The 23,356-nt window shown below is 34.2% G+C and carries 17 protein-coding genes; 4 read left to right on the top strand and 13 right to left on the bottom strand.

The window, feature by feature from the left end:
- The coding region (locus D7004_RS17980; protein WP_148042836.1) for a DUF7149 domain-containing protein at window positions 1-2,873 on the bottom strand (2,873 nt) is incomplete at its 3' end.
- Between the two features lie 290 nt (window positions 2,874-3,163).
- On the opposite strand from D7004_RS17980, the gene D7004_RS17985 reads away from it, so the two are divergent.
- Window positions 3,164-4,030, top strand: coding sequence for an Abi family protein (locus D7004_RS17985; RefSeq protein ID WP_123207222.1), 867 nt, complete (start codon window positions 3,164-3,166; stop codon window positions 4,028-4,030).
- A 359-nt stretch (window positions 4,031-4,389) separates the two neighbouring features.
- Here D7004_RS17985 and D7004_RS17990 read toward each other — a convergent pair whose 3' ends face one another.
- Entirely contained in the window at window positions 4,390-4,779 is a 390-nt protein-coding gene (locus tag D7004_RS17990; RefSeq protein WP_148042837.1) for a hypothetical protein, read from the bottom strand.
- A 119-nt stretch (window positions 4,780-4,898) separates the two neighbouring features.
- Window positions 4,899-6,152 (bottom strand): tyrosine-type recombinase/integrase, encoded by a 1,254-nt coding sequence (locus tag D7004_RS17995; protein WP_123207224.1) that lies wholly within the window; start codon window positions 6,150-6,152, stop codon window positions 4,899-4,901.
- Window positions 6,153-6,690: 538 nt separating this feature from the next.
- Here D7004_RS17995 and D7004_RS18000 point away from each other — a divergent pair.
- Window positions 6,691-7,119, top strand: coding sequence for a CBS domain-containing protein (locus D7004_RS18000; RefSeq protein WP_123207225.1), 429 nt, complete (start codon window positions 6,691-6,693; stop codon window positions 7,117-7,119).
- Between the two features lie 146 nt (window positions 7,120-7,265).
- On the opposite strand, the gene D7004_RS18005 is transcribed toward D7004_RS18000, so the two are convergent.
- From D7004_RS18005 to D7004_RS18015, 3 genes are all read right to left on the bottom strand, one after another.
- On the bottom strand, window positions 7,266-8,714 hold the full coding sequence (locus D7004_RS18005; protein WP_123207226.1) for a M28 family peptidase: 1,449 nt from the start codon (window positions 8,712-8,714) through the stop codon (window positions 7,266-7,268).
- A 247-nt stretch (window positions 8,715-8,961) separates the two neighbouring features.
- Window positions 8,962-10,017: a TerC family protein gene (locus tag D7004_RS18010; protein ID WP_123207227.1), complete on the bottom strand. Its 1,056-nt coding sequence runs from the start codon at window positions 10,015-10,017 to the stop codon at window positions 8,962-8,964.
- Complete coding sequence (locus D7004_RS18015) at window positions 10,017-10,988, bottom strand: polyprenyl synthetase family protein (protein WP_123207228.1); 972 nt, start codon at window positions 10,986-10,988, stop codon at window positions 10,017-10,019. Before D7004_RS18015 ends, D7004_RS18010 begins: the two co-directional genes overlap by 1 nt.
- Before the next feature lie 102 nt (window positions 10,989-11,090).
- Here D7004_RS18015 and D7004_RS18020 point away from each other — a divergent pair, with 102 nt between their 5' ends.
- Both D7004_RS18020 and D7004_RS18025 read left to right on the top strand, forming a co-directional pair.
- A complete protein-coding gene (locus D7004_RS18020) occupies window positions 11,091-12,056 on the top strand; it encodes an alpha/beta hydrolase (protein ID WP_244214371.1) in 966 nt (321 codons plus the stop codon).
- A gap of 43 nt (window positions 12,057-12,099) precedes the next feature.
- Window positions 12,100-12,924 carry an alpha/beta hydrolase gene (locus D7004_RS18025; protein WP_123207230.1) on the top strand — a complete coding sequence of 275 codons (825 nt, stop codon included), beginning with the start codon at window positions 12,100-12,102 and terminating at the stop codon, window positions 12,922-12,924.
- A gap of 852 nt (window positions 12,925-13,776) precedes the next feature.
- Here D7004_RS18025 and D7004_RS18030 read toward each other — a convergent pair.
- From D7004_RS18030 to D7004_RS18060, 7 genes are all read right to left on the bottom strand, one after another.
- Window positions 13,777-14,748 carry a YpdA family putative bacillithiol disulfide reductase gene (locus D7004_RS18030; RefSeq protein ID WP_123207231.1) on the bottom strand — a complete coding sequence of 324 codons (972 nt, stop codon included), beginning with the start codon at window positions 14,746-14,748 and terminating at the stop codon, window positions 13,777-13,779.
- Window positions 14,749-14,910: 162 nt separating this feature from the next.
- Window positions 14,911-16,323: an MBL fold metallo-hydrolase gene (locus D7004_RS18035; protein ID WP_123207232.1), complete on the bottom strand. Its 1,413-nt coding sequence runs from the start codon at window positions 16,321-16,323 to the stop codon at window positions 14,911-14,913.
- A gap of 169 nt (window positions 16,324-16,492) precedes the next feature.
- Window positions 16,493-17,518, bottom strand: a complete 1,026-nt coding sequence (locus D7004_RS18040; RefSeq protein WP_123207233.1) for an asparaginase — start codon at window positions 17,516-17,518, stop codon at window positions 16,493-16,495.
- 98 nt (window positions 17,519-17,616) lie between these two features.
- The gene (locus tag D7004_RS18045; RefSeq protein WP_123207234.1) at window positions 17,617-18,384 is read right to left on the bottom strand and encodes a TatD family hydrolase; all 768 of its coding nucleotides are present in this window, start codon (window positions 18,382-18,384) and stop codon (window positions 17,617-17,619) included.
- 100 nt (window positions 18,385-18,484) lie between these two features.
- Window positions 18,485-19,480: an FKBP-type peptidyl-prolyl cis-trans isomerase gene (locus D7004_RS18050; RefSeq protein WP_123207235.1), complete on the bottom strand. Its 996-nt coding sequence runs from the start codon at window positions 19,478-19,480 to the stop codon at window positions 18,485-18,487.
- 109 nt (window positions 19,481-19,589) lie between these two features.
- Complete coding sequence (locus D7004_RS18055) at window positions 19,590-20,600, bottom strand: DHH family phosphoesterase (protein WP_123207236.1); 1,011 nt, start codon at window positions 20,598-20,600, stop codon at window positions 19,590-19,592.
- Window positions 20,601-20,748: 148 nt separating this feature from the next.
- Window positions 20,749-23,145 carry a TonB-dependent receptor gene (locus D7004_RS18060; protein ID WP_123207237.1) on the bottom strand — a complete coding sequence of 799 codons (2,397 nt, stop codon included), beginning with the start codon at window positions 23,143-23,145 and terminating at the stop codon, window positions 20,749-20,751.
- Window positions 23,146-23,356: the final 211 nt, after the last annotated feature.

Here is a 23,356-nt window from a genome sequence, read left to right on the forward strand (position 1 = left end):
TGTTTAACAAAAACGCTCAAATTATTTAACACCTTATCTTTCACAATACAGGTTAAAGTTTGCTGTCTATTTTTATCCTTTGCAAACATTAAAATATTCGTATCAACAGTAGCTGTATCAAAAATTTGTGACCCTCCAAAATCAATTAATATTAAAGGATTTGTTTTTTCTGCAAAAAACTTACGTAAGCTCTCTCCGTATCCCGCCCGCATCCACTTGTTTGAAGTTATAAAAGTTAATAATCCTTTTTCTTTCAAAATTCTATGCCCCAACTCGTAAAATAAGCTATAGATATCACCTGTTCGAGCAAAGGTTTCGTATCCTATCTTCTCTAAAGCATCACTAATTGCTCCCATTTTTTGTAGTTGAATATATGGTGGGTTACCAATTATAGCATCAAAGCCTACGAAATCTCCTTCGTCATTTAACACTTCTGGAAATTCAAAACGCCATTCAAAAGCATTTTCATAAATTTTATTGCTCTTAATTTCATGTATAAAATCTTCTGCTTTTTTGATTTTGGCTTCGAGCTCTTTTTTGTCTTTCTGTTGGGCTTTTGTTAAAGCTGTTTCAAATAATTGGTTAGTTCCGTATTTGGTAAAGTGTTCTGCTTTCCATTTTTGCAGAGATTGACTTTCTTTACTGTTTTTATTAATTTCCGTTTTAAAGTCGGTTTTAATCTCATTGATGAGGTTTTCTAACTCCCTTTTTTCTTCTTTGCTTTTTGCATTTCTATAGTTGGAAACAGCATTTTTATAATCATCGATAGAGATTTGCTTCCCTTTTAATGCAACTTTTAAATCACTATCTAAAGCAAACCTACTGATTAACGAGTTCCCGTTTTTAATGTTAATATCAATATTCGGTAGCGTTTCTAATTCTGTTGCATTTTTATAATATGCATTTTTCAATAATTCTATCCATAAACGTAAACGGCATATTTTTACAGAATTTGGATTAATATCTACGCCAAATAAACAGTTCTCAATGATGTGTTGCTTCTCATTAAATAATGTTTCCTGAATGCGCTGGCTTTCTTTATTTTTTGGATTGTATTCAAAAAGATGTCCCTCTTCGTCAGTTACAATCATTTCATCATTTTCAACCTCTACATCATAATATTTTAGCAATTTACCATCCTTATCTTGAAGAATTTTCAAATCACTTTTAATAGCAATTAACTCGTTTAAAGCTGATACCAAAAAATGACCAGAACCAACAGCAGGGTCGCATATTTTTACGCTATTTACAATCTGGTTAGCTTCTTTTTTATCCTCAATTTTATTATATAGTTCATCAAATTCTACACAAGTCCAGCCTTTTATATCATTAAATTTTTGCACTACCGTTTTGCGTAGTGTTTCACGGCACATATACATAGTTATCATTCCTGGGGTAAAGAATGAACCATCTTTGTAGCCATTAATTTTTTCGAAGATTAAGCCGAGAACAGATGCATTAATTAAAGTTTTGTTTTCTTCTTGTATGGCTTCCGAACCCTCACTACTAAAATCGTAAGCATTTAAAAATTCAAAAAGATAGGCTAAAGTGGTTAAACTACCTGTCCGCTTTTTACCTTGCTCATCTTTTAATACAGTAGTTGATAGAACTGGAATGGTTTTATCATCCTTTAAATTACTGATGAAAAGTGTCTGATGTTCGATTTCAGTTGGTTCAAAAAGAGAACTGTTCAAATAAGGAATTTTTTCAAATAACTTTTTTACATCTTCATTTCTGTTTTCATGTTTAACCGCTAATACTTGAAAAAATAAACTATTTAAATCATCATATTCTTTTATCCTATCTAAGTTTAGGAAAGCATAAGATTTATCGCCTTTATGATAAGTTATCAATTGAGCTTCTAGAAGTTTTAAAAACAGAATTCGATTTATCCAAGTAATGTTTAATCCGAGTGCTACATTAAACAAGCGTTCTTGATGGGTTTCGCCATAAATAAATGCCTTACTTAATCTGCTAATTTTATCTAAACTGTCTAGATGAATAATGGTATCTTCTAAAATAGTCCCAGAATGTCGTTGCCCATCTTTATTTCGCTCTATTAAGCGTTTACCACCATCTTTAGTTTCAACTAAGCCGATGATATGCAATAGCTCACTGTAGAAACGTTTATCTAATGTATTACTATCGTTTGTAAACGGCAGTTTAAGTAAATGCTCAGGAGAAAGTAACTTGAATAACGCAATAAGTTTGTTATCATCTTCACTATTATTATTGGTTACAATTTTTTTGTAATCTCTAATATCAAAGTGAGTAAACTCAATTTCGTCTGTTAATCCATCTATAAAAGGCTTTGCTATATTCGAATAAAATAAATCAGTTGTACTTCCAGAAAGCCGATTGTTTTCAAAATCTTCAAACTGCTTAACCAAACTTTTGTTTTCTGCAAATAAGCGTTCGAATGTTTTAGCATTGAAAATGTACCACTCGTTAATATTAGTAATTACAAGGTTCTTAACTTCTAAGTTTTTATGCGTTATCCGCTCTCTTAAATAGTACAGTACTAATTCTTGAAATGCTTTAGTGTTTAACTTAGTTACACTAACCATTTCCGATTTATTGACAGGACTTTTTGCTTCGATAATTACACCTACAGAACTCTTTGCTGCGTTACCATTATGAATTACTAAATCATTTCTGCCTTTAGTATTTATGAAGTTATTTGGCTCATAATATGTTTTCTTCAAAAAATCACTTACGATGTTTTTATGAAACTCCTCGCTTTCCTTATCGTTAATCCTATCTAAAAGCTGAATTAGATTTGCTTTGAAAAGTTCTATATCAGTTCTGTTTGGTTTTACTTTTAAGAATGCTTTGTTAATCGCTTTACGAGGGGTCAGTTCCTTTAATTGCATCTAAGTTTTTTTGAGAGGGTTAAATTACCGTTTTTTGGTTAATATCCTAAACTATTACTTATAGCTTAGCTTTACTAAAGTTTTTTAAATTATGATATTACAAGCTATTTAAAATACGGTTTCCCGTAAAGATGGTAAATTGATTATGATTAATTTAAAACGTTTAAAATTATCTGATATAAAGAATAGCTTTGTAGGCAAGTAATAAGTATTAGAGCTAATAAAAATCAAGACTTTAATGTTGCATTATTTGCTAAACTTTGAGATGCGACATATATTAAAATTATAAGATGGGAGCTAAAGCAACAACTGTAGATGAGCAAATAGCATTATTAAAAGGGCGAGGTATGGTCATAGCTGATGAACCAAAAGCAAAAGAAATTCTGCTCGATATTGGTTATTACAGATTAGGCTTTTATTGGAATTGTTTTGAATGTGATGATAAGCATACATTAACTGCAGGAACAAAGTTTGAAGATGTTGTTTCTTTATATTATTTAGATGTTGATTTAAGGGAGTTGCTTTTAAAATACATTTATCGAATAGAAGTACATTTCCGTACCCAAATAGTTTATTATGTTTCAAATAAATATCAAGATTCTCCAACATGGTTTGTTAATAGCAAAGTAGTAGGAGCAGACTACATCACGAGTTTTGAGAAATTTTATGACGAAAATTTCAAAAAAAATAACAAACCTATTCTAAAACATCACCAAAAATATATAAATGATAAATTTGCTCCTGCTTGGAAGACAATCGAATTTATTCCTTTTGGAGGAAGTTTAAAATTATTTAAAGCTATAAAGGACGAAAGTATAAAGCAAACAATTTGCTCAAGTTATAATTTAAAGAAACTTTATATTTTCCAGAACTTCATGCAAACCTTAATTTATGTTAGAAATATGTGCTCTCATGGGGGCGTACTTTATGACCTGATGCAACCAAAAGGAATATCAAACATACCTGGGAACAAATACAATTTTAGAAATCAGCACTCATTGGATGCTTCAATTAAAGTGATAAGATATCTTCTAGCTCAAATATCTACGAATAGAGAAATTGAAATGGAGTTAAAATTAGATACACTTTTTAAATCTTTTGAAAACAATCCTATGATTAAAAAAGTTATAAATGAAAAGATTGATTACGCGTTATAAAAATATTACTTTGACTTGTTTGTATTAGTCAAATTTGTTTATACTTTTGTAATCAATTAGTGCCCCGCTAGACATTGGCTTTAGTGATGCACTCAAAAAAAAGAATAATAAACCTGGCCATTTGCGTCAGGTTTTTTTATGCTTAATTATAAAAAGAATTTGATTATTCCGTACAAGCACTTACTTTTGACTAAGAAAAAGAAAGGGCAACCGTGCATGGTTACCCTATTCTCAAGTTAGGGGAATTTACAAATAAGTTTAATGAAACAAACTGTATTTCCTACTCTAATGTGATATGTGCCATAAACTTAACACAACCCAACCTCCTTTAAAAGCCCTAATAGGGCTTTTTTTTATTATTACTTTATTTTTCTTTCTGGCTTTGGCTTCATGTACAAAAAATAGTTTGCTTCCCCGTTCAATATCTGCTCCTTTAAAATTTTATTTTTCAATAATATTTGTATTCCATCTTCAACAAGCTCAAACAGTTCTCCGCCAGTTCTCACTTCCCCTAAAATCGAAAGAAATTTCATTATTACTTCGATGTTTGACTTACCTAGGCGAGAGATAGCGAAATGAACCTTTTCTTCACTTGCCTTACATAATCGAAAATCATATACGCCTAAAGTCTCTTGATTAGAGATATAATCAAGAGCATTAACGTTTTTTAATAAAATATCGTTTATAACTAAATCTAAATCAGTAATATCTTTCTGAAGTGAAGCTTTTATCTCCTTTAATTTGACCAAATATTTAATCTCAAAATTCACATGACAATAATACAACAATAATGTTACAATATCAATGTTTGTGTAACAAATTTTAAAAAAATATTAATATTTAATTTTTAGTTACATCTTCGTTACTTTCAGTTTATTAATTTTTCTTGAAATTCTCTTAATTTTTCAGTTCGCTCAGAGCCTATATAGCTTTGCGTTGATTTAATATCCTCATGCCCTATGACATCTCTAATCGTATTGATTGATGCCCCTAAATCATGCATCATTGTGGCGAATGTATGGCGTGCAAAATAAGTACTTATATCAGAGGTAATCCCTAAACTCGTTGCTATCTTTTTTAATTTCATATTTACGGTACTAATGCTAGAACGTATTTTTCTTTGTTCAACATCTTTAGTAGCACCCCATGGTACGACATTAAAAATATAGTTGTTGCCAAGTTTTCTACTCCCGTGAGCATCAATAACAGATTGAATTTTGGGATTTAGAAAAACTCTTATTTGTTTATCTGGAAGTTTTGTAGAAGTCTTTTGACGAATAAAATAAAAAGCATCTCCTTTTATATCCGACCATTTTAATTTAAAGATATCATAGAAATTCATACCATTAGCAACATAAGAGAAAATGAACATATCTCTAGCAAAAATTTCATTAGCATCTGCACATTGGTAATTTACGATAGACATTATTTCTGCATGCTCTAGAGGGCGCTTAGCACTTCTCGATTTAGGAATGATATATTTCCCTTTACCAAATGGATTTTTTGAAATGTGGAGCTCACCTCTTTCTACTAAAGAATTTACTACAGCCTTAATTCTGGTTAAATACATGTTAAGGGTTGTAACAGAATATGTTTTAATCAGCTTATCTTTATTTTTATCGATAATGTAGTTTGTCCCAGTTGCCCATTTCTGAAAAGCTTTCAGATAATCTGGTGTAAGATCTCTTACAAAAAGGCTTTTCGATTTTTTCTGTTCAACATTAAAACGCTCAATCAAATCAGCTGATTGGAAATATAATCTAGAATTTGCAAAATTCTCTTCTTCTTTAAGTGAAGTCGCTTTTTCTCTTATTATATCCAACAGGTTGTTTCTGTCTCCAGTATTTTTAAATCTAGTGGTAAAGGTCTCAAAGTTGAAGACTTCTAAATCTTCAATAATATCATTTGCTTTTTTTAGCAACTCATTCAGTTTACTTTTAGTTTTTTTCTGCTCAGCATCCAATCTAAGACCACTTAAAATTTTTGCATATTCTGGTTCATCAGCACTAAATACTGTTTCAAAAAATTTGCTTTTGCGTTCGTGAGTTATCCTAATTTTGATAGGATATAAATCATTCTTTTTTGAACGTCTTTTGTCGTGGTAGAGGTTACAATTTGCCATAAAATAAACTTACGATTTTAGAATGAAAATGTTTGCAAATTTTAAAAGTGCGCAAACAATTTGCAAACATTTAAGAAATTAGATAAAATTTTGTGAGTTAATAATTATTTTAACTAATTGATAATCAATGTAAAATTGATTTTGTGTGATTTTATGAAATGCCGTAAAAACGAAGATTACGTCTCTACTGATGACATAATTTATTGTTTTTAAATGTGATACAAAGTTACACCATAGCTTTGTGAAACCCAAATAAATGACAGTGCAAGCTGGTTTGTGAATTGTAAAATAGCTGATAAATTAACAACATTATGGAGTAATTTCTTCCTTTATATTTTTAGAAAAGCAATACCTGTGCTGCTTATGTTATTCCAGTCCTGCTGTCCCTACAAGCACCAATAGAAAAAATTGGTGGCTTTTCGTACCATCAGGTTTAAATAACTCCCGATTGAATTTCTATTTCAGCTCATTATGCCAAAATAAAATATTGATTTACAGAAAATTATTTCATAAATTGTTGTAACCAAATAAATAAAATATGAAATCAGTTAAACACCTGCTGGATACCAAACAAGTCCGCATTATTTCCGTTAGTAAAAATATTTCAGTTTTAGATGCATTAAAAGTTATGACGGATAAGAACATTAGTGCTGTTCTTGTTATGGACGAGGCGAAACTTTCGGGAATTTTTACTGAACGGGATTATGCTAGAAAAATCATCCTTCAAGGTAAATCATCTAAAGATACGATGATTGAAGAAGTCATGACACCTAATCCTATTTCCATTACATTAAGCGATACCATCGATAAATGCATGGAAATAATGACTGAAAAGCACATTCGTCACTTACCAATTGTAGAAAATGATGAAGTAAAAGGAATGATTTCTATTGGCGATTTAGTAAAATATATCATTGCCGATCAGAAACAAACCATCTCACAACTAGAGAGCTATATTAGTGGGTAATTAGGCTTTAGGCTTTAGGCTTTAGGCTTTAGGCTTTAGGGAAAACAGATCCAATGCAATACCGTTTCGAAATATTGCAAAATATCAGTGCAATCCCTAAATCTGTGGAATCAACCCGAAGGAAAAGTCAATAAATCTTTCAAGATCTATTTCCAACGCCATTCTCCAGCAATCGTCAATGGTTCTTTTAAATTTTGAGCTTCTAAAAAGGTTCTTAATTCCTCCTCACCTTGTACGCCTACTGGTATTTTGGGTGTATTGGCCAATGCATAAGTTAACATGGCACTATAACGAACAGTATTTTTTAGGCCTTGTTCATCAACAAGTTTAAAGCTGTCGCCATCTGAATGGTAAAACGGACCAGAATTGTTTGGCAATTTTCCACCTGCTCCACCACCTGTAGGTATTCCGGCTAACATAAATGGCTGGTGGTCGCTGTGCAAACCTGCACCTGCGTTAAATAAGTTTTTAAATCCGGTATCAATTTTAACAATATCTGCGCCCCATGCCGTAAATAGCTCCTTCATCTCCGCTCTTGAGGTTGAAAATCCTTTTGGGTCGTTAGTCATATCGTAGTTTAACATAAACTTAACCTGACTAATATTTCCGGCTTTCTTTGCCTGTTCTACATACGCTTTAGAACCTAACAAACCTTGCTCCTCACCCATAAACAAAACAAACTCTACTGTCCGCCTGGTTTTTAAATTTAGTTTTTTAAATGTACGGGCCATATCCATAATTGCGAAAGAACCAATGCCATTGTCTATTGCGCCAGTAGCTAAATCCCAACTATCTAAATGTCCGCCAACAACAATTCTATCGTTTGGTGATTCTGCCCCTTTAAAAGTTGCAACTACGTTTCTGGCTTTAATTAAACCCGAAAAATTAGTCATGCTGATATGCGCAACCCGAGCTTGTGTTTTCAGCCTTTCTTTTAAAGCCATCCCATCTTCTAAGCCAATGCAAACTGCAGGAATTGGTATGAGCTTACCAGTAACCGAAGCCGTACCAGTTAACAAAACACCATCTTTTACTGTATTGATTATAATTACACCAGTAGCCCCATATTTTGTTGCAATGGCTGTTTTCTCTGAGCGATGCAGCGATTTTGTGCCCGCAGCCGAGCCAGGTAAAACACCTAAATAAATCAATGCAATTTTTCCCTTAAACTTATCAGGATTTGATTGGTAATCTGCTTCTAAACCATTGCCAGCATCCACAATACTACCAGTTATATCTGCCTTTACAGGTGAATGCGCTAAAGTAACCGCCTTCATTTTATTAAGTGTGTTTTTATCGGCACCGATTTCTACATTAATGGTTTTCCTTGCCCAACTTTCAACTTCAAAAGGTTGGAATTTAACATCGCAACCATACGATTTTAACAAATCAAAAGCATACTGTTCTGCCTTTGCGCCATTTGCCGAACCCGTTAAACGGTGGCCAATGTTTTCAGTTTCATATTTTAGTGTTTCATAAGCTTTAGAATTTTGTTGTACATCGGTATTTATTTTATTGAAAACATCACCGAAGTTATCTTGAGCTTGAACAAAAAAAGATGTGCAAAGTAATGCAGATGCGAAAAGGTATTTCATGAATAGAAGTTTGGTAATTGATTTAATTGTTGAAAATACGAAATATTAAGCGAGCGCAAGTGCTGTAACGTATATTTTGCTTTGGCATTTTGCAACCGTTAAAAAAATCGAAGGAAAAAATTGGTTTAAACCTGATTGCAGTGAACACGAAATGAAATGGAGTAAAACGGAAAGCAGGACGAGCGATAAAATGAAACACAGGTTTTGCTTTCCAAAAAAACCTTAGAAAATCAGTCGCCTGATACAATTATATTGCTTTATGGACTTTTTTCTTTGGAAAGATTAATGATGCAACCACACTAATTACCAAAATGCTTAAAATAACAATTAATGAATGTTCTGTAGTAAAACCCCATTTCTCTAGGTAAACGTGGGCTAGCATTTTTATACCGATGAAGGTTAATAGAAAAGCTAAACCAGTTTTTAGATAATGAAATTTATGAATGATGTTTACCAACAAGAAAAACATAGAACGCAAACCCATTATGGCAAATATGTTGGAGAAAAATACAATGTATGGGTCTTTAGTTACGGCAAAAATTGCTGGTATAGAATCGACTGCAAATAACAAATCTGTAAATTCCACAATTAGTAAAACTAGAAATAATGGCGTAACCATTCGCTTCGCATTAATTTTTACGAAAAAGTTTTTACCCTCGTATTTTGGATGGATGGCGAAAATTTTCGATGCCCACTTAACAACAGGATGGTTTTCAGGATCGATTTTTTCATCTTCATCTTTACTTAAAAACATTTTTACACCAGTAAACACAAGGAATGCACCGAACACATACAAAATCCAGGCAAATTTGGTTATTAAGGCTGCACCAACAAATATGAAGATGAAACGCATAATAATTGCACCTAATATCCCCCAAAACAACACTCTATGGTAATATTTCTCTTCTACCGCAAAAGCAGAAAATATCAATACTATAACAAATATATTATCAACTGATAGGGCGTATTCGATAACATAACCGGTTAAAAACTCTAACCCTAGGTTTTGCTTGTAAATGGATAAACTTTGTTCAAAGCTGCCGGGAATTAGGCTTATGTGATGCTGGTGTTTTACAACAATTTCTTTGAGGTGTGCGAAATCTTTAATACCATGCAATAAATGACCTTCGGTAATTAGAATAAAATAAAAACCTATGGCAAAGCCAACCATTATCAAGCTCATTACACCAGCTTGTTTCAAACTAACAACATGCTCCTTTTTACTAAAAAGACCTAAATCTAAGGCCAAAATAAGCACAATAAATAACAGAAAACCTATGCTAAAAAGTAACTCGTTGCTCATTATTTTTTACGTTCGGTGGTATATAAAACCAGTTGTTCTAAACCGGTTCTTGCTTCACCTGCTTCAAATTGGTGTAAAATATCAAATGCTTCATTCTGGTATTCCTGCATTTTTTGATTTGCATAAAAAACACCTTCCTTTGCGTTAACAAAATCTATAATTTGCTGAATTTTAGCGGGTTCATCCTGATGGTTTTTAACCAAATTGATAATCCTTTTTCGTTCAGATTTTTCTGCCTTATTTAGCGCATAAATTAATGGTAGCGTTACTTTCTTTTCCTTAATATCAATACCCAATGGCTTTCCAACATCATCTGTCCCGAAATCAAAAGTATCATCCTTTATCTGGAAAGCAATACCAACTTTTTCACCAAATAAGCGCATTTTTTCAATTGTCGCATCATCAGCACCTGCCGATGCAGCACCCGCTGCACAACAAGAGGCGATTAAGGAAGCTGTTTTCTGACGGATAACATCGAAGTATAGATCTTCAGAAATATCCATTTTTCTAACCTTTTCTATTTGCAACAGCTCGCCTTCGCTCATTTGCTTTACTGCTTCAGACACAATTTGTAACAAACGATGTTCATTATTGTTTACCGATAATAATAAACCTTTTGCGAGCAGATAATCGCCAACCAAAACGGCTATTTTATTTTTCCATAAAGCATTGATAGAAAAAAAGCCTCGACGTTCGTAAGCATTATCCACAACATCATCATGCACCAAAGTAGCCGTATGCAGAAGTTCAACCAAAGCTGCACCACGATGTGTTGATTCCGTGATTCCGCCGCAAAGTTTGGCAGCAAAAAACACGAACATAGGCCGCATTTGCTTTCCTTTTTGCTTTACAATATAATGGGTAATCCTATCTAGCAGCGGAGCATCACTGTGCATAGAATCTTTAAAGGTTTTTTCAAACGCTTTAATGTCTGCTGCTATAGGTTTTTTTATCTGTTCGATTCCCGGCATTAAGTCGAAAAATTTTGATTGCAAACTTAGGTTAATTTCCTATAAAAGTTTACATTTAATAAAAACATTGCATTGAAAAAACGGTATAAAATTCTGCTCGGCTTGTCAGTTATAATAATTGGAACATATTTGGCTGGTCCGAAGCCTAAAAAGCCTGTTTATAATGAAGAGCCAATCAAAGTACCGGATATTAAAGAGTTAGATGGTTATGTTAAAACCATAGAAAGCAAATTTAATATAAAACCAGGTAATCAATCGGAAATAGTATGGGCAGATTCAGCTCATAACCAAACAGAATATGCGGTGGTTTATTTGCATGGTTTTCCTGCTTCAAGAATGGAAGGAAACCCCGTTCATATTAATTTAGCTAGAAAGTTGAAGGCAAATTTATACCTGCCACGGCTTGCCGACCATGGTATTGACACCATTGCGCCAATGCAGTATTTTACAGCTGAGCGGCTATGGGAAACCAGTAAGGAAGCACTTGCTATTGGAAAAAAACTAGGTAGAAAAGTGATATTAGTTGGCACATCTACAGGTGGAACGGTTGCCTTAAAACTTGCTTCGGTTTATCCTGAGATTAATGGTTTGATTTTGTTATCGCCAAATGTTGCCATAAATGATAAAAATGCTTGGTTATTAAATGACCCATGGGGATTGCAAATTGCCAGAAGAGTAGTTGGTGGCGACGAACGAAGGGTTTTGGATGCCAGAAGCGACGAATACAAGAAATATTGGTACACCAATTACCGGTTAGAATCTTTAGTACAATTACAAGAATTTATTGAAAGCACCATGTTTAAAACCGTGTTTGAGAAAGTTAAGCAACCCGTTTTAATGCTATACTTTTATAAAAATGAGTTGGAGCAAGATCCTGTGGTGCGTGTAGATGCTATGCTGAAAATGTTTAACGAACTTGGAACCGACCCTGAATTGAAGAAAAAAATGGCCATACCAAATGCTGGGAACCATGTTTTAGGTTCGTATATTACATCTAAAGATTTACCAAGCGTAGAAAAGGCGATTGAAAGTTTTGTTGGAAATACACTTAAAATACCGATGGAGTAGTTAATATTGCATCCATAATTGCATTTTAAATTCCCTATCAATAATGAAATTTTATTTTAAACTCTTTTGCCTTTTATCTTTTATACATCTTAATTCTTCTGCTCAAAAGAAACAAATACCACAACCTTTTAAATTTGCTGAAGTTCAAACCATTAAATCATCAATTCTAAAAGAAAACAGAATACTTAACGTTTACCTGCCAGATGGTTATTCTTCAGATTCATCCAAAACGTATCCCGTTATTTATCTGTTAGATGGTTCTGCGAATGAAGATTTTATTCATGTGGCAGGTTTAGTGCAATTCCTCACCATGATTGATGCCATGCCAAAGTCTATCGTAATAGGCATTGCAAATGTTGATAGAAAAAGAGATTTTACTTTTCCAACAACTGTTGAAGCTGATTTAAAAGACTTCCCGACAACAGGAAAGTCAGCGCAATTTATTTCATTCATTGAGGAAGAGTTACAGCCTTTTATACAGCGTAAATATAAAACCAACTCATCAAAAACAATTATAGGACAATCGTTAGGTGGGTTGCTGGCGACCGAAATATTGCTTAAAAAACCTCAGCTATTTACTAACTATATGATTGTTAGTCCGAGTTTATGGTGGAATAATGAATCGCTTTTAAATGATGCACCTAAGTATTTGGAGAATATTTTAGCAAAAGAGACGAAAGTTTATATAACTGTTGGTACAGAGGGAAAGCGAATGGAAGACGATGCTAAAAAGCTTGCTGAAATTCTATACAATAACCAAAACCTTAACATTAATTTCAACCCAATGCCCGATGAAAATCATTTAACAATTTTACATAATGGCTTGTATAAAGGATTTGGGGTTTTATATCCTAAGAAGACTAAATAAAGCTTATCGTTATTTCTAGGGAAATGGAGAAATTTAATTAGTAAACAATTCTAATCTATTTTTAAAGATCTCTCCATTTCGCTGCGCTTCAGTCGAGATGACGGCGAGTATAGTCATTGCGTCATTTCGAGCGAAGCTGAGAAATTTAAGCAGTAATTAATTCTAATCCATTTCGAAGATCTCTCCATTTCGCTGCGCTTCAGTCGAGATAACGACAAGTATAGCCACCGCGTCATTTCGAGCGAAGCTGAGACATCCTTTAACCTAGAAATATCAAAAATTATTTCAGTTCGCTTGAGTGGAATTGATTGATTTCTAATAACCTAAGTTCGATTATTAATTTTCCTTCACATTATTAATAAGCTGCTTTTTCTAGTTTACGTCACCCTGAATTTATTTCAGGGTCTTATTTGCAGGAAAGATGCTGAAATAAATTCAGCAAGACGTGTCGTATAAGCAATATGGCGATAAAACAACAAAACATTAAGTTTAACAATCGAATTCAAGTTTATAAGTTGCTTTTTCTAGTTTACGTCACCCTGAATTTATTTCAGGGTCTTATTTGCAGGAAAGACGCTGAGATAAATTCAGAAAGACGTGTGGTGTAAGCAATACGGCGATAAAAGAGCAAAATGTTAAGTTTAACAATCGACTTCAGGTTTATAAGCTGCTTTTTTTAGTTTACATCACCCTGAATTTATTTCAGGGTCTTATATGCAAAAAAGATGCTGAATAGATTCAGCAAGACGTGTCGTCCAACTCAGGTTAATAAACGCTAAAAAAAATTTAAAGAATCCTTTGAAAGAAAGAGCATCAAATAAGCTTGATACAACATCCTAAAAATCAAAAATCCTAGCCGACTATATTCTTCACAATTATTTCTGCATGAACACGTGAATTTTCGATGAAAAGTTTGTGTGTATCTAAGCCGCCACAAACAACACCAGCTAAATACAAACCTTTAACATTGGTTTCCATGGTTTCTTCGTTGTAAACCGGGCACAAACTTTCAGGCAGTTCAATACCAAATTTTCGTAGCATAGCAAAATCAGGCTGATAACCAGTCATTGCAATTACAAAATCATTTGGAATTGTAATCAAACCTTCTGGCGTTTTCACATCAACTTCACCTTCTCGGATGGCTACCAATTCAGATTCGAACAATGCTTTAACATCTCTTTCTTTGATTCGATTCTGGATGTCAGGACGAACCCAATATTTAACATGTGGACCAAGTTCTCTACTTCTAATAATCATGGTAACATTTGCACCTTTTCGGTAAGTTTCTAATGCAGCATCAACTCCAGAATTGTTTGCTCCAACCACCACAACATTTTGAAACGCATACAAATGAGGATCCTTGTAGTAATGTGTAACTTTTGGCAAATCTTCACCAGGTACATTCATCAATAAAGGCACATCATAAAACCCGGTTGCTACAATTACACTGTATGCCGTATAATTTGTTTTGGATGTAGTGATTTCGAAAACTTCCTGCTCATTTTTTACTACTTGCTTTACACTTTCAAAAAGATGTATGTTTAAAGCAAATGTCTCTGCAACACGGCGATAATATTCCACCGCTTCATTTCTGTTAGGCTTAGGATTAATAGTTACGAAAGGCAGTCCACCAATTTCTAACTTTTGCGAAGTGGAAAAGAATGTCATAAACACCGGGTAATTAAAAAGGCTGTTTACCAAAGCACCTTTCTCTACGATTACATAGCTTAGGTTAGCCTTTTTGGCTTCGATGGCGCAAGCCATACCTATCGGACCAGCACCAATTATTAATACATCGTAATGATTTTGATTTTCTGACATCATAAATATTTACCACTTTAGCGATCTAAGATCATCTAAGTTTGTTGTATAAAAATCTTTATTCTAATTATAAGTAACAGCCTCTTTATTGAGTGGCAAGAGCAATTTTTCTAATATTAGTTTGCAACCGCCTTAAGATTGCATCGCACCTAGAAATGACGAGAACTAAACCTTCATTGCTTTACTTGGGCAAGCAAAATCGGTGGTTTTTAAACTGGTATTTTTAATTGCAGCGTAACCACCCGCAACGTCGATTACATGCTCTGCACCTCTCGATTTTAAAATTGAAGCGGCAATCATCGAACGATAACCACCTGCACAATGAATGTAATAAGTTTTTTCGGGATCAATTTCACTCGTCCAGTCATTAATAAAATCCAATGGGCGGCTTAATGTAAAATCCAAATGTTCAGATTCATACTCTCCAGGTTTGCGAACATCTAAGGCAATAATATCATTTTCGTTAGCAGCTTTCTCAAAAGCATCTGCAGAAGCAGATTCAATGCTATCTATTTCCTTATCAGCATTAACCCATTTTTCAAAACCACCCTTTAGATAACCAATCGTACTATCATAGCCAACACGGGTTAATCTGGTTATAGTTTCCTGTTCTTTACCTTCGTCGGTTATTAACAGAATTGGTTGTTTTAAATCAGTGATTAAAGCACCAACCCAAGGTGCAAATTGTCCGTTTAAACCTATGTTAATAGCGTTTGGGATAAAGCCTTTCGCAAAAAGCTGAGGATCTCTTGTATCAAGCATAATTGCACCGGTTTGGTTTGCCATATCTTCAAATTCTTGAGCAGATAAAGCAATCATACCCTTTTCAAAAACATCATCAATACTTTCTACACCACCTTTATTTATGGCTGCATTTTTAGCGAAATATTGTGGTGGAGGCAAAATCCCATCTGTAACTTCAGCTATAAACCGTTCTTTAGTTTGCGCTTTTAAAGCATAATTCACTTCCTTCTGATGCCCTAAAGTATCAAAAGTTTCTTTGCTCATACTTTTTCCACAGGCAGAACCCGCACCATGAGCAGGATAAACAATAACGTCATCAGCCAAAGGCTTAATCTTTTCGTTTAAAGAATCGTAAAGCATTCCTGCTAAATCCTCCATAGTAAGTTGCCCTTTTTGTGCTAAATCCGGGCGACCAACATCGCCTATAAAAAGTGTGTCGCCGCTAAAAATACAGTAATCTTTACCTTGTTCGTCAGTTAACAAATAGGTTGTAGATTCTAATGTATGCCCTGGAGTATGTAATGCAGTTATGGTTAATGCACCAATTTTAAATTGTTCACCATCTCTGGCAATGTGCGATTTGAATTCTGTTTTGGCTGTAGGACCATAAATGATTTCAGCACCAGATTTTTCAGCCAAATCAACATGACCTGATACAAAATCTGCATGAAAATGCGTTTCGAAAATATACTTAATTGTGGCACCCGATTTTTCTGCTTTTTTTAAATACGTAGAGACCTCTCTAAGCGGATCTATAATTGCAGCTTCGCCATTACTTTCGATGTAATATGCAGCTTCAGCTAAACAACCTGTATATATCTGTTCTATTTTCATGCTATGAATTTGAGTATTGGGATATAAGATTAGAGATTAAAACCTTTCGTACTAAACCATTTATCCCTAACCTTTACTAGCAAAAATAAGGCTAATTACTCAGAACAAGAATCGCTTATATCATAATTGCAGAAGTTTTACTTTTATCGATATGGGTAATAATGCTAAATCAAGCCATTTCATTAGTCAATTCGCCACGGATAGACTCTTCCATTAAAACTCGACTCTCAGTTACTGGCAAACCTAAACCCATAACAAACATTAATTTAGTTACGGTAGCTTCAAAAGTGAGATCAAAACCACTTAAAACGCCCATTTTTTGCAACTCACGACTGGTTTCATAACGACCTAACTGCACAGAACCCTTTTTGCATTGAGAAATATCAATGATGATTTTACCATTTAAAATGGCTTGGCGCAAACTATCTAAAAACCATTGAGCCGTTGTGGTATTGCCCGAACCAAAGGTTTCTAAAATTATAGCATCTACCTTGGAATCTGTAATGGCTTGAACAGCTTGTGGTGTAATTCCAGGATAAAGTTTTAAAACACCTATGTTCGAATTGAAGTTTGTTCTTAATATTAAGGCTTCATCTGGAGCTGGTAAAATGTAATTTTTATAAAATTGAAGATGAACGCCGGCCTCAGCCAATATTGGGTAATTTGGTGAACGGAAAGCTTCAAACTTTTCGCTATTGTATTTTATAGAACGGTTTCCTCTAAACAATTGCGAATCAAAATATATACAAACCTCTGGCACTAAAGCTTTACCATCTTCTTTTGTAGCTGCAATTTCTAAAGCTGTAATCAGATTTTCTTTAGCATCAGTTCGGATTTCGCCAATGGGCAATTGCGAACCAGTTAAAACAACAGGCTTACTTAAGTTCTCTAGCATAAAACTTAACGCCGATGCCGTAAATGCCATTGTATCAGAACCGTGTAGAATTACAAAACCATCATACAAATCGTAATTTTTATAAACAAGTTCTGCCAACGTTTTCCAAATTTCCGGATCCATGTTTGAGGAATCTAACACCGGATTAAAAGAATGTACATCTAAATGATAATTTAAACGATTTAATTCTGGCACGTTTTCTTTAATCTGCTCAAAGTTGAAAGGAACCAGCATCCCGTTTTCGGGGTCGTTTATCATGCCGATGGTGCCACCGGTATAAATTATTAGAATGTTATTCATTTGGTTTGGTAAAGTTGCTCCCCGCAAAAGAACGTAAAAAGATTCTATTTTAAAGTTGTTTTATTTCGAAATAAAAAGAATTTGGTAATTGGAAAAGCTTAAACACCAAAAACTTTCTTCGAGTTTTCGGTAGTTACCTTCGCAACCTCTTCAACAGAAACATCGTAAATATCTGCTAACTTTTCAGCAACATAAATCAAATAACTGCTTTCGTTGGGTTTGCCTCTAAATGGAACTGGTGCTAAATATGGCGAGTCGGTTTCTAAAACCAGATTAAATAAGGGTATTTGTGATAGAACCGCATCTAGTCCTGCCTTTTTATAAGTAACCACACCACCAATTCCTAAGTAGAAATTTAAAGCAATAGCCTGTTTGGCCTGCGCTTCACTTCCGGTAAAGCAATGAAAAATTCCTCTCAACTTATCATCCTTTTCACTCTCCAAAATTTCAAAAACTTCGTCGAATGCTTCACGGCAATGAATTACGATTGGAAGATTTAAAGCTTTAGCCCAGTTAATTTGTTTACGGAAAGCATCCTGCTGAATAGCTAAAGTGGTTTTATCCCAATATAAATCGATACCAATTTCACCTATTGCATAAATTTTTCTATCAGCAATACTTTTGTAAATGATGTCCAATTGATGCTGATAACCCTCTTTAACATCACATGGATGCAAACCCGCCATAGCAAAACAATTTTCAGGATATTTTTCTACCAAATTGTCTATCATCGCAATGGAAGCCACATCTACATTTGGTAAAAACAATCGATTAACATCATTTTCGAAGCAACGCTGAATCAATGGTTCTTGTTTTTCTGCATCCTGTTCGTAGTATATATGGGTGTGGGTATCAGTAAGAATCATGCGGTAAAGATAGACAAGAAAGGCTAAAGCAGAAAGCCCTGAACATACAAAGCCCCGAAACTTTGCAGTTTCAGGGCTTTACATTTATTTATTATTTTATTTATTGAGCCGGAGTTGGCATCATTGGTTGAGCTGCAACAGGTGCTGCACTTCCTTTTTTAATTGATTTAATCTCGATATCGAAAACCAATGGAGTGAATGGGTTGATTGGACCACCACCATTTTCGCCGTAACCTAATTTAGATGGGATGATGATTTTAACTTTTCCACAAACACCAATTAATTGAACACCTTCGATAAACCCTGGAGCCAATTGATTTAATACCAATGGACGAGCTGTGTATTGAGCCATTGGAGAATGAATCCCTGCTTCTTTAGCAATTTTTTCGTTTGATGTATCGAAAACATTGATTTTACCATCACCTTTTTTATTGGTAAACTGACCTGTATAATCTACCATAACGGTATCAGTTAAAGCAGCTCTTTCTGCATTACCTGGTTTTTCGATGATATATTGTAAGCCCGATGCAGTAGATTTAACTTCTAACTTATTATCATCGATATATTTTTTAATTTTTGAAGCTTCGTTTGCTTTGTTTTTAGCAATTAAACCTTTGTATTCTGATTCGAAAAAATCTCTTTTCTTCTTCTCAAAAGTAGAATCTGCTTCGTTAGCTGTTTTGTGCAATACTTTTTCAATTTTAACCGTAAAAGTTGCATAATTAGTTTTTAAACCTGCAGGTTTAGGTTGTCCGGAATATTTAGCCATCGAATCTAAGTTCAACTTGAATGAAGCACTATCGCCTTCACCTAACATTTTTAAAGCAGAAACTAAATCGCCTTTAAACATTGATTTACTAATTGGAAAAAAAGCAGGACGCTCGTTATCGTAAGTATTTACAAGGGTAGAATCGGCGTTGGTGTTGCTTTCAACTGTTTGAATACCGTTTAATTTAACAAAATCACCTTCTTTGATTTTTTCTTTACCTTCATCTTTAAGGATTTTGTATTGCAAATCTCCTTCACCTTTTTTGTAATTGTTACAAGCAGCTAACCCTAACGTTGCTGCGAATAGAATAATTATTCCTTTTTTCATTATTTATTTATTGATTTTTATCGGTTATGAAGCTTGCTTCGCAGGTTTCATTATTTATTTATTGATTTTTATCGGTTATGAAGCTTGCTTTGCAGGTTTCATTATTTATTTATGCAATTAATTGATTTTTATATTCAGGTAATATCGATTTAAACTCACTTACCACTTCAGTTAATGATTTGTCTGATGCGCCACCAGCTGCATTTCGATGTCCGCCACCACTAAAATATTTTTTACAAATTTCATTTGCCGGAAAATCACCGGTAGAGCGTAAAGAAAGCTTAACTTTATCTGTTCTTTCGATGATTAATGCTGCTAAACGAATGCCATTTATGGATAAAGCATAATTTACGACACCTTCTGTATCGCCAGTTGTGCTATTATATTTTGCAAGTTCATCTTTAGTAACTGTAATGACTGCTGTATTAAATTCGTGTAAAACTTCTAGCTTGTTTGATAAACAGTAGCCAAGAAAGCGTAAACGGTCTTCACTTGCATTATCGTAAACCAACTGATGGATTTTCCAATGTTCTGCACCCAAATCAATTAAATTTGCTGCAATACGATAAACATTTGATGTGGCTAAAGGAAAACGGAAAGATGCAGAATCTGTCATAATACCTGTGTATAAACAGGTTGCAACATCTTTATTTATGCCCTTTTCATCTTCCAACTGGTTTACAATAAAATCGTAAACCAATTGTGCCGCAGCACATGCATTAATATCCCAATGGCGGTAATCATCAAAATCTTCTGGCTCCAAATGATGGTCTATCATTACCTTTTTTGCACTTGAAGCTCTCACCAATTCGCCCAACTCATTAATGCGACTTAACGTATTAAAATCGCAACAGAAAATCAAAGCTGCTTCTTCAACCAACTTAGCTGCTTTTTCTTTTTCATCGGTAAAGATTACAACATCACTATTGTTAGGCATCCAATGTAAAAAAACAGGATAATCGGTGGGTGTAACCACAGTTACGTGATGTCCTTTTTGAATTAAGTATCCATATAAGCCCAAAGATGAGCCCATTGCATCGCCATCAGGTTTATGATGTGTGGTAATTACAATTTTTTGTGGCGTAGCCAGTAAGGACTTTAATTCTGTTAATGTAAGCATAATTTTTGCGATGCAAAGCTAAGTAATTTTACTATTAGTTGCTCTTATTTAATACTTTAATCGTAAAAGGCTAAAACATCATAACATTTGTAAATAAAAAAGGTTAGCCTGCTTACAGACTAACCTCGTTTACATTTTTTAAGCGTTACTAAAATTTATATGCCAAAGTGGTAACAAACTGGCGTGGTGGAATTGGATTTACGCTATAATTCTCATGAACAAAATAGTTCAATTCATTTGTTATGTTGGACAATTTAGCCAATAAAGATAATTTCTTCCAGGTATAACCGGCAGAAAAATCTACTGTAGTAAATCCTGTTAATGGAATAATACCTGTTGAGGAATTGTTTTTTGTTGTGTTCCTTCCACCGTTTCTATCTCCTGTGTAAAAAACGGATGTACCTAACTTCAATCCTTTTACACTACCATCCTGAAAAGTGTAAAATAAAGTCCCATTCGCTGTATTTTTAGTAGTTCCTACAACACGCTCGCCTTCTACAATACCAGTTACAGCTAAAGTAGAGGTGTAACGCATATAGTTATAGCTATAGCCTGCAAGGAAATTTAAACCTCTAACAATTACACCTGATAAATCTATTTCTAAACCGTCACTTGCAGTTGCGCCAGAAAACTCACGTTTTGTTGGGTCGGCAAGGGCTGTTTGGGCAAACTTGTCATTTTTAATTTTATACACGGTTAGGTTTGCAGTGAGTTTCCCTTTAAAGAAATCATTTTTAATACCTGCTTCATATTGGTCGATAATTGATGGGCCCATCGGACCATTTGTTGCAATGTCTATCCCCGTATTTGAGGTAAAGTTATTTGAGTAACTTGCATAAATTGAAGTTGTCGTTAGCGGTTGATAGATTAACCCAAATTTTGGTGAGAAAGCTTTATCTATCTTGTCGGCTGCCGTTCCCTTAGTATCTACACCACTTGCTACTGTGTTGATGGTTGTTGTTGGCGTTTTTTGGAACGACCAACGTACACCGGCCAAAACTTTAAATTGCTCGGTTAAGGAAATTAAATCTTGTACAAAACCGCCCATTCTAAATACTGTTGCATTTGTATTGGTAAGCAAAGTGGTAGTTGGCATATTAAAATTGCTGGGCTTGTTGAAAGATGATGGGTCTAACAAGTTTACACTATCGTAATATGTTGGTGATGTTGTTGGTAAAACGTTTGTTGATGCAAATCCACCAGTTTTAGTTTTAGCCTGATCGGCATCTGCGCCAACCAATAGTGTATGTTTAATACCTACTGTATTAAAATTACCTGTTAGATTAACTTGCTGATTATAGGTAAACTCTTCAATATCAGAACGTGTTAATGCCCTGTTCCACACACCAGCTGCATTGGCCGCTGGTCGCTCGGCTGAAAAATAATCTCTGTTGTAAGATTGCACAGCAGCAATGACATTTAACTTCCAATCATCATTAAATTTATGATTCAAAACTGCCTGTGCTGTAGATGTATTGGTTTTATTGTACGCCCAATTGGTATTTACAAAAACATTCCTACCAAGAGGTGATAGTTTATTGCCAACGGTACCGATACCAAAATCAGGCGTAAAATCGCTCTTTAAATAATCTCCCTGAACGATGATTTCTGTATTATCATTAATTTTATAAAGTAAAGATGGATTTACATAAAATCTTTTCGACTCAACATTATCTCTGTAACTTCCAGCTGATTCATAAGTGCCAATAACTCTGAAAGCAAGTTTATCAGAAATCGGTCCGTAAAAATCCACGATAGGCTTATACAAATCGTAACTACCCACACGCATAGACACTTCACCACCATACTCAAATTTTGGTTTTTTGGTAACCATGTTCACTACTGCACCGCCACTAACACCTCCATATAATAAGGCAGCACTACCTTTTAAAACTTCAACAGATTCTAAAGTACTTGCTTCAGGACTACCTCCAATAGTTGTTCTTGCCCCATTTTTAAACACGTTGTTGGCGCCTAAACTGTAACCCCTAGCATAGAAGTTCTCGCCAACCGATCCTCTATTGGCTCCTAGTGCAACACCATTAATGTTTTTCATTACATCTCCTAAAGTGTTCGCCTGCTGATCTCTGATAACCTGAGCCCCAACAATTTGAACGGATTGCGGTAAATCTTTGGGTGCAATGGCAATCTTCCCTAAGTTTATTGGCCTTTTGTTAGGTGTTTTGTATCCATTTATTGCAACTTCATCCAATTGCGATGAAGATTCTGCAATGGAAAATTCTGTAGTTGCTGTTTCGCCTTCTACTACTGTTATTTCTTTTTCTTGAGCTTTAACACCAACTGCCGAGATTTTAATCACATAGTTTCCAGCTAAAATATTTTTTATAACAAAAGTTCCTGATTCATCTGTTTGCGTGGTTTTGGTTGTGTTTTTTAAACCGACACTCACAAACGCTGCAGGTTTACCATCGCTGGTTTTAACCTGACCACTAACTATTCCAGTTTTATTCTGGGCTACTGCATTTATACTAAAGAGTGCAAAAATTGCTATGAAATTAAAAACGTAAGTAAATTTTTTATACATAATTATTTGGATTGATTCTAAACAGCCGCAAAGATAGGACGGGAAATTAAAAACACAAATTTATTTAGAATTAATTTAAATAAAAATTAAAATGCGTGTTTAAAGCCTTTTAAGGAAGGTTTGAATAGATAAAGTCTTAAAATCTGCTCTTATTAGACCAGAGTTACTCAATTTATATTCTTGCTGATACTGAAATTTAGGCTATTCCTTT

The sequence above is a fragment of the Pedobacter jejuensis genome (assembly GCF_003725795.1).
Classification (GTDB): Bacteria; Bacteroidota; Bacteroidia; order Sphingobacteriales; family Sphingobacteriaceae; genus Pedobacter; species Pedobacter jejuensis.

Excerpts from the sequence above, each read along its gene's own strand:
- D7004_RS17985 (WP_123207222.1), top strand. The coding sequence starts at position 3,164 with ATGGGAGCTAAAGCAACAACTGTAGATGAGCAAATAGCATTATTAAAA.
- D7004_RS17995 (WP_123207224.1), bottom strand. The coding sequence starts at position 6,152 with ATGGCAAATTGTAACCTCTACCACGACAAAAGACGTTCAAAAAAGAAT.
- D7004_RS18000 (WP_123207225.1), top strand. The coding sequence starts at position 6,691 with ATGAAATCAGTTAAACACCTGCTGGATACCAAACAAGTCCGCATTATT.
- D7004_RS18005 (WP_123207226.1), bottom strand. The coding sequence starts at position 8,714 with ATGAAATACCTTTTCGCATCTGCATTACTTTGCACATCTTTTTTTGTT.
- D7004_RS18010 (WP_123207227.1), bottom strand. The coding sequence starts at position 10,017 with ATGAGCAACGAGTTACTTTTTAGCATAGGTTTTCTGTTATTTATTGTG.
- D7004_RS18015 (WP_123207228.1), bottom strand. The coding sequence starts at position 10,988 with ATGCCGGGAATCGAACAGATAAAAAAACCTATAGCAGCAGACATTAAA.
- D7004_RS18025 (WP_123207230.1), top strand. The coding sequence starts at position 12,100 with ATGAAATTTTATTTTAAACTCTTTTGCCTTTTATCTTTTATACATCTT.
- D7004_RS18030 (WP_123207231.1), bottom strand. The coding sequence starts at position 14,748 with ATGATGTCAGAAAATCAAAATCATTACGATGTATTAATAATTGGTGCT.
- D7004_RS18035 (WP_123207232.1), bottom strand. The coding sequence starts at position 16,323 with ATGAAAATAGAACAGATATATACAGGTTGTTTAGCTGAAGCTGCATAT.
- D7004_RS18040 (WP_123207233.1), bottom strand. The coding sequence starts at position 17,518 with ATGAATAACATTCTAATAATTTATACCGGTGGCACCATCGGCATGATA.
- D7004_RS18045 (WP_123207234.1), bottom strand. The coding sequence starts at position 18,384 with ATGATTCTTACTGATACCCACACCCATATATACTACGAACAGGATGCA.
- D7004_RS18050 (WP_123207235.1), bottom strand. The coding sequence starts at position 19,480 with ATGAAAAAAGGAATAATTATTCTATTCGCAGCAACGTTAGGGTTAGCT.
- D7004_RS18055 (WP_123207236.1), bottom strand. The coding sequence starts at position 20,600 with ATGCTTACATTAACAGAATTAAAGTCCTTACTGGCTACGCCACAAAAA.
- D7004_RS18060 (WP_123207237.1), bottom strand. The coding sequence starts at position 23,145 with ATGTATAAAAAATTTACTTACGTTTTTAATTTCATAGCAATTTTTGCA.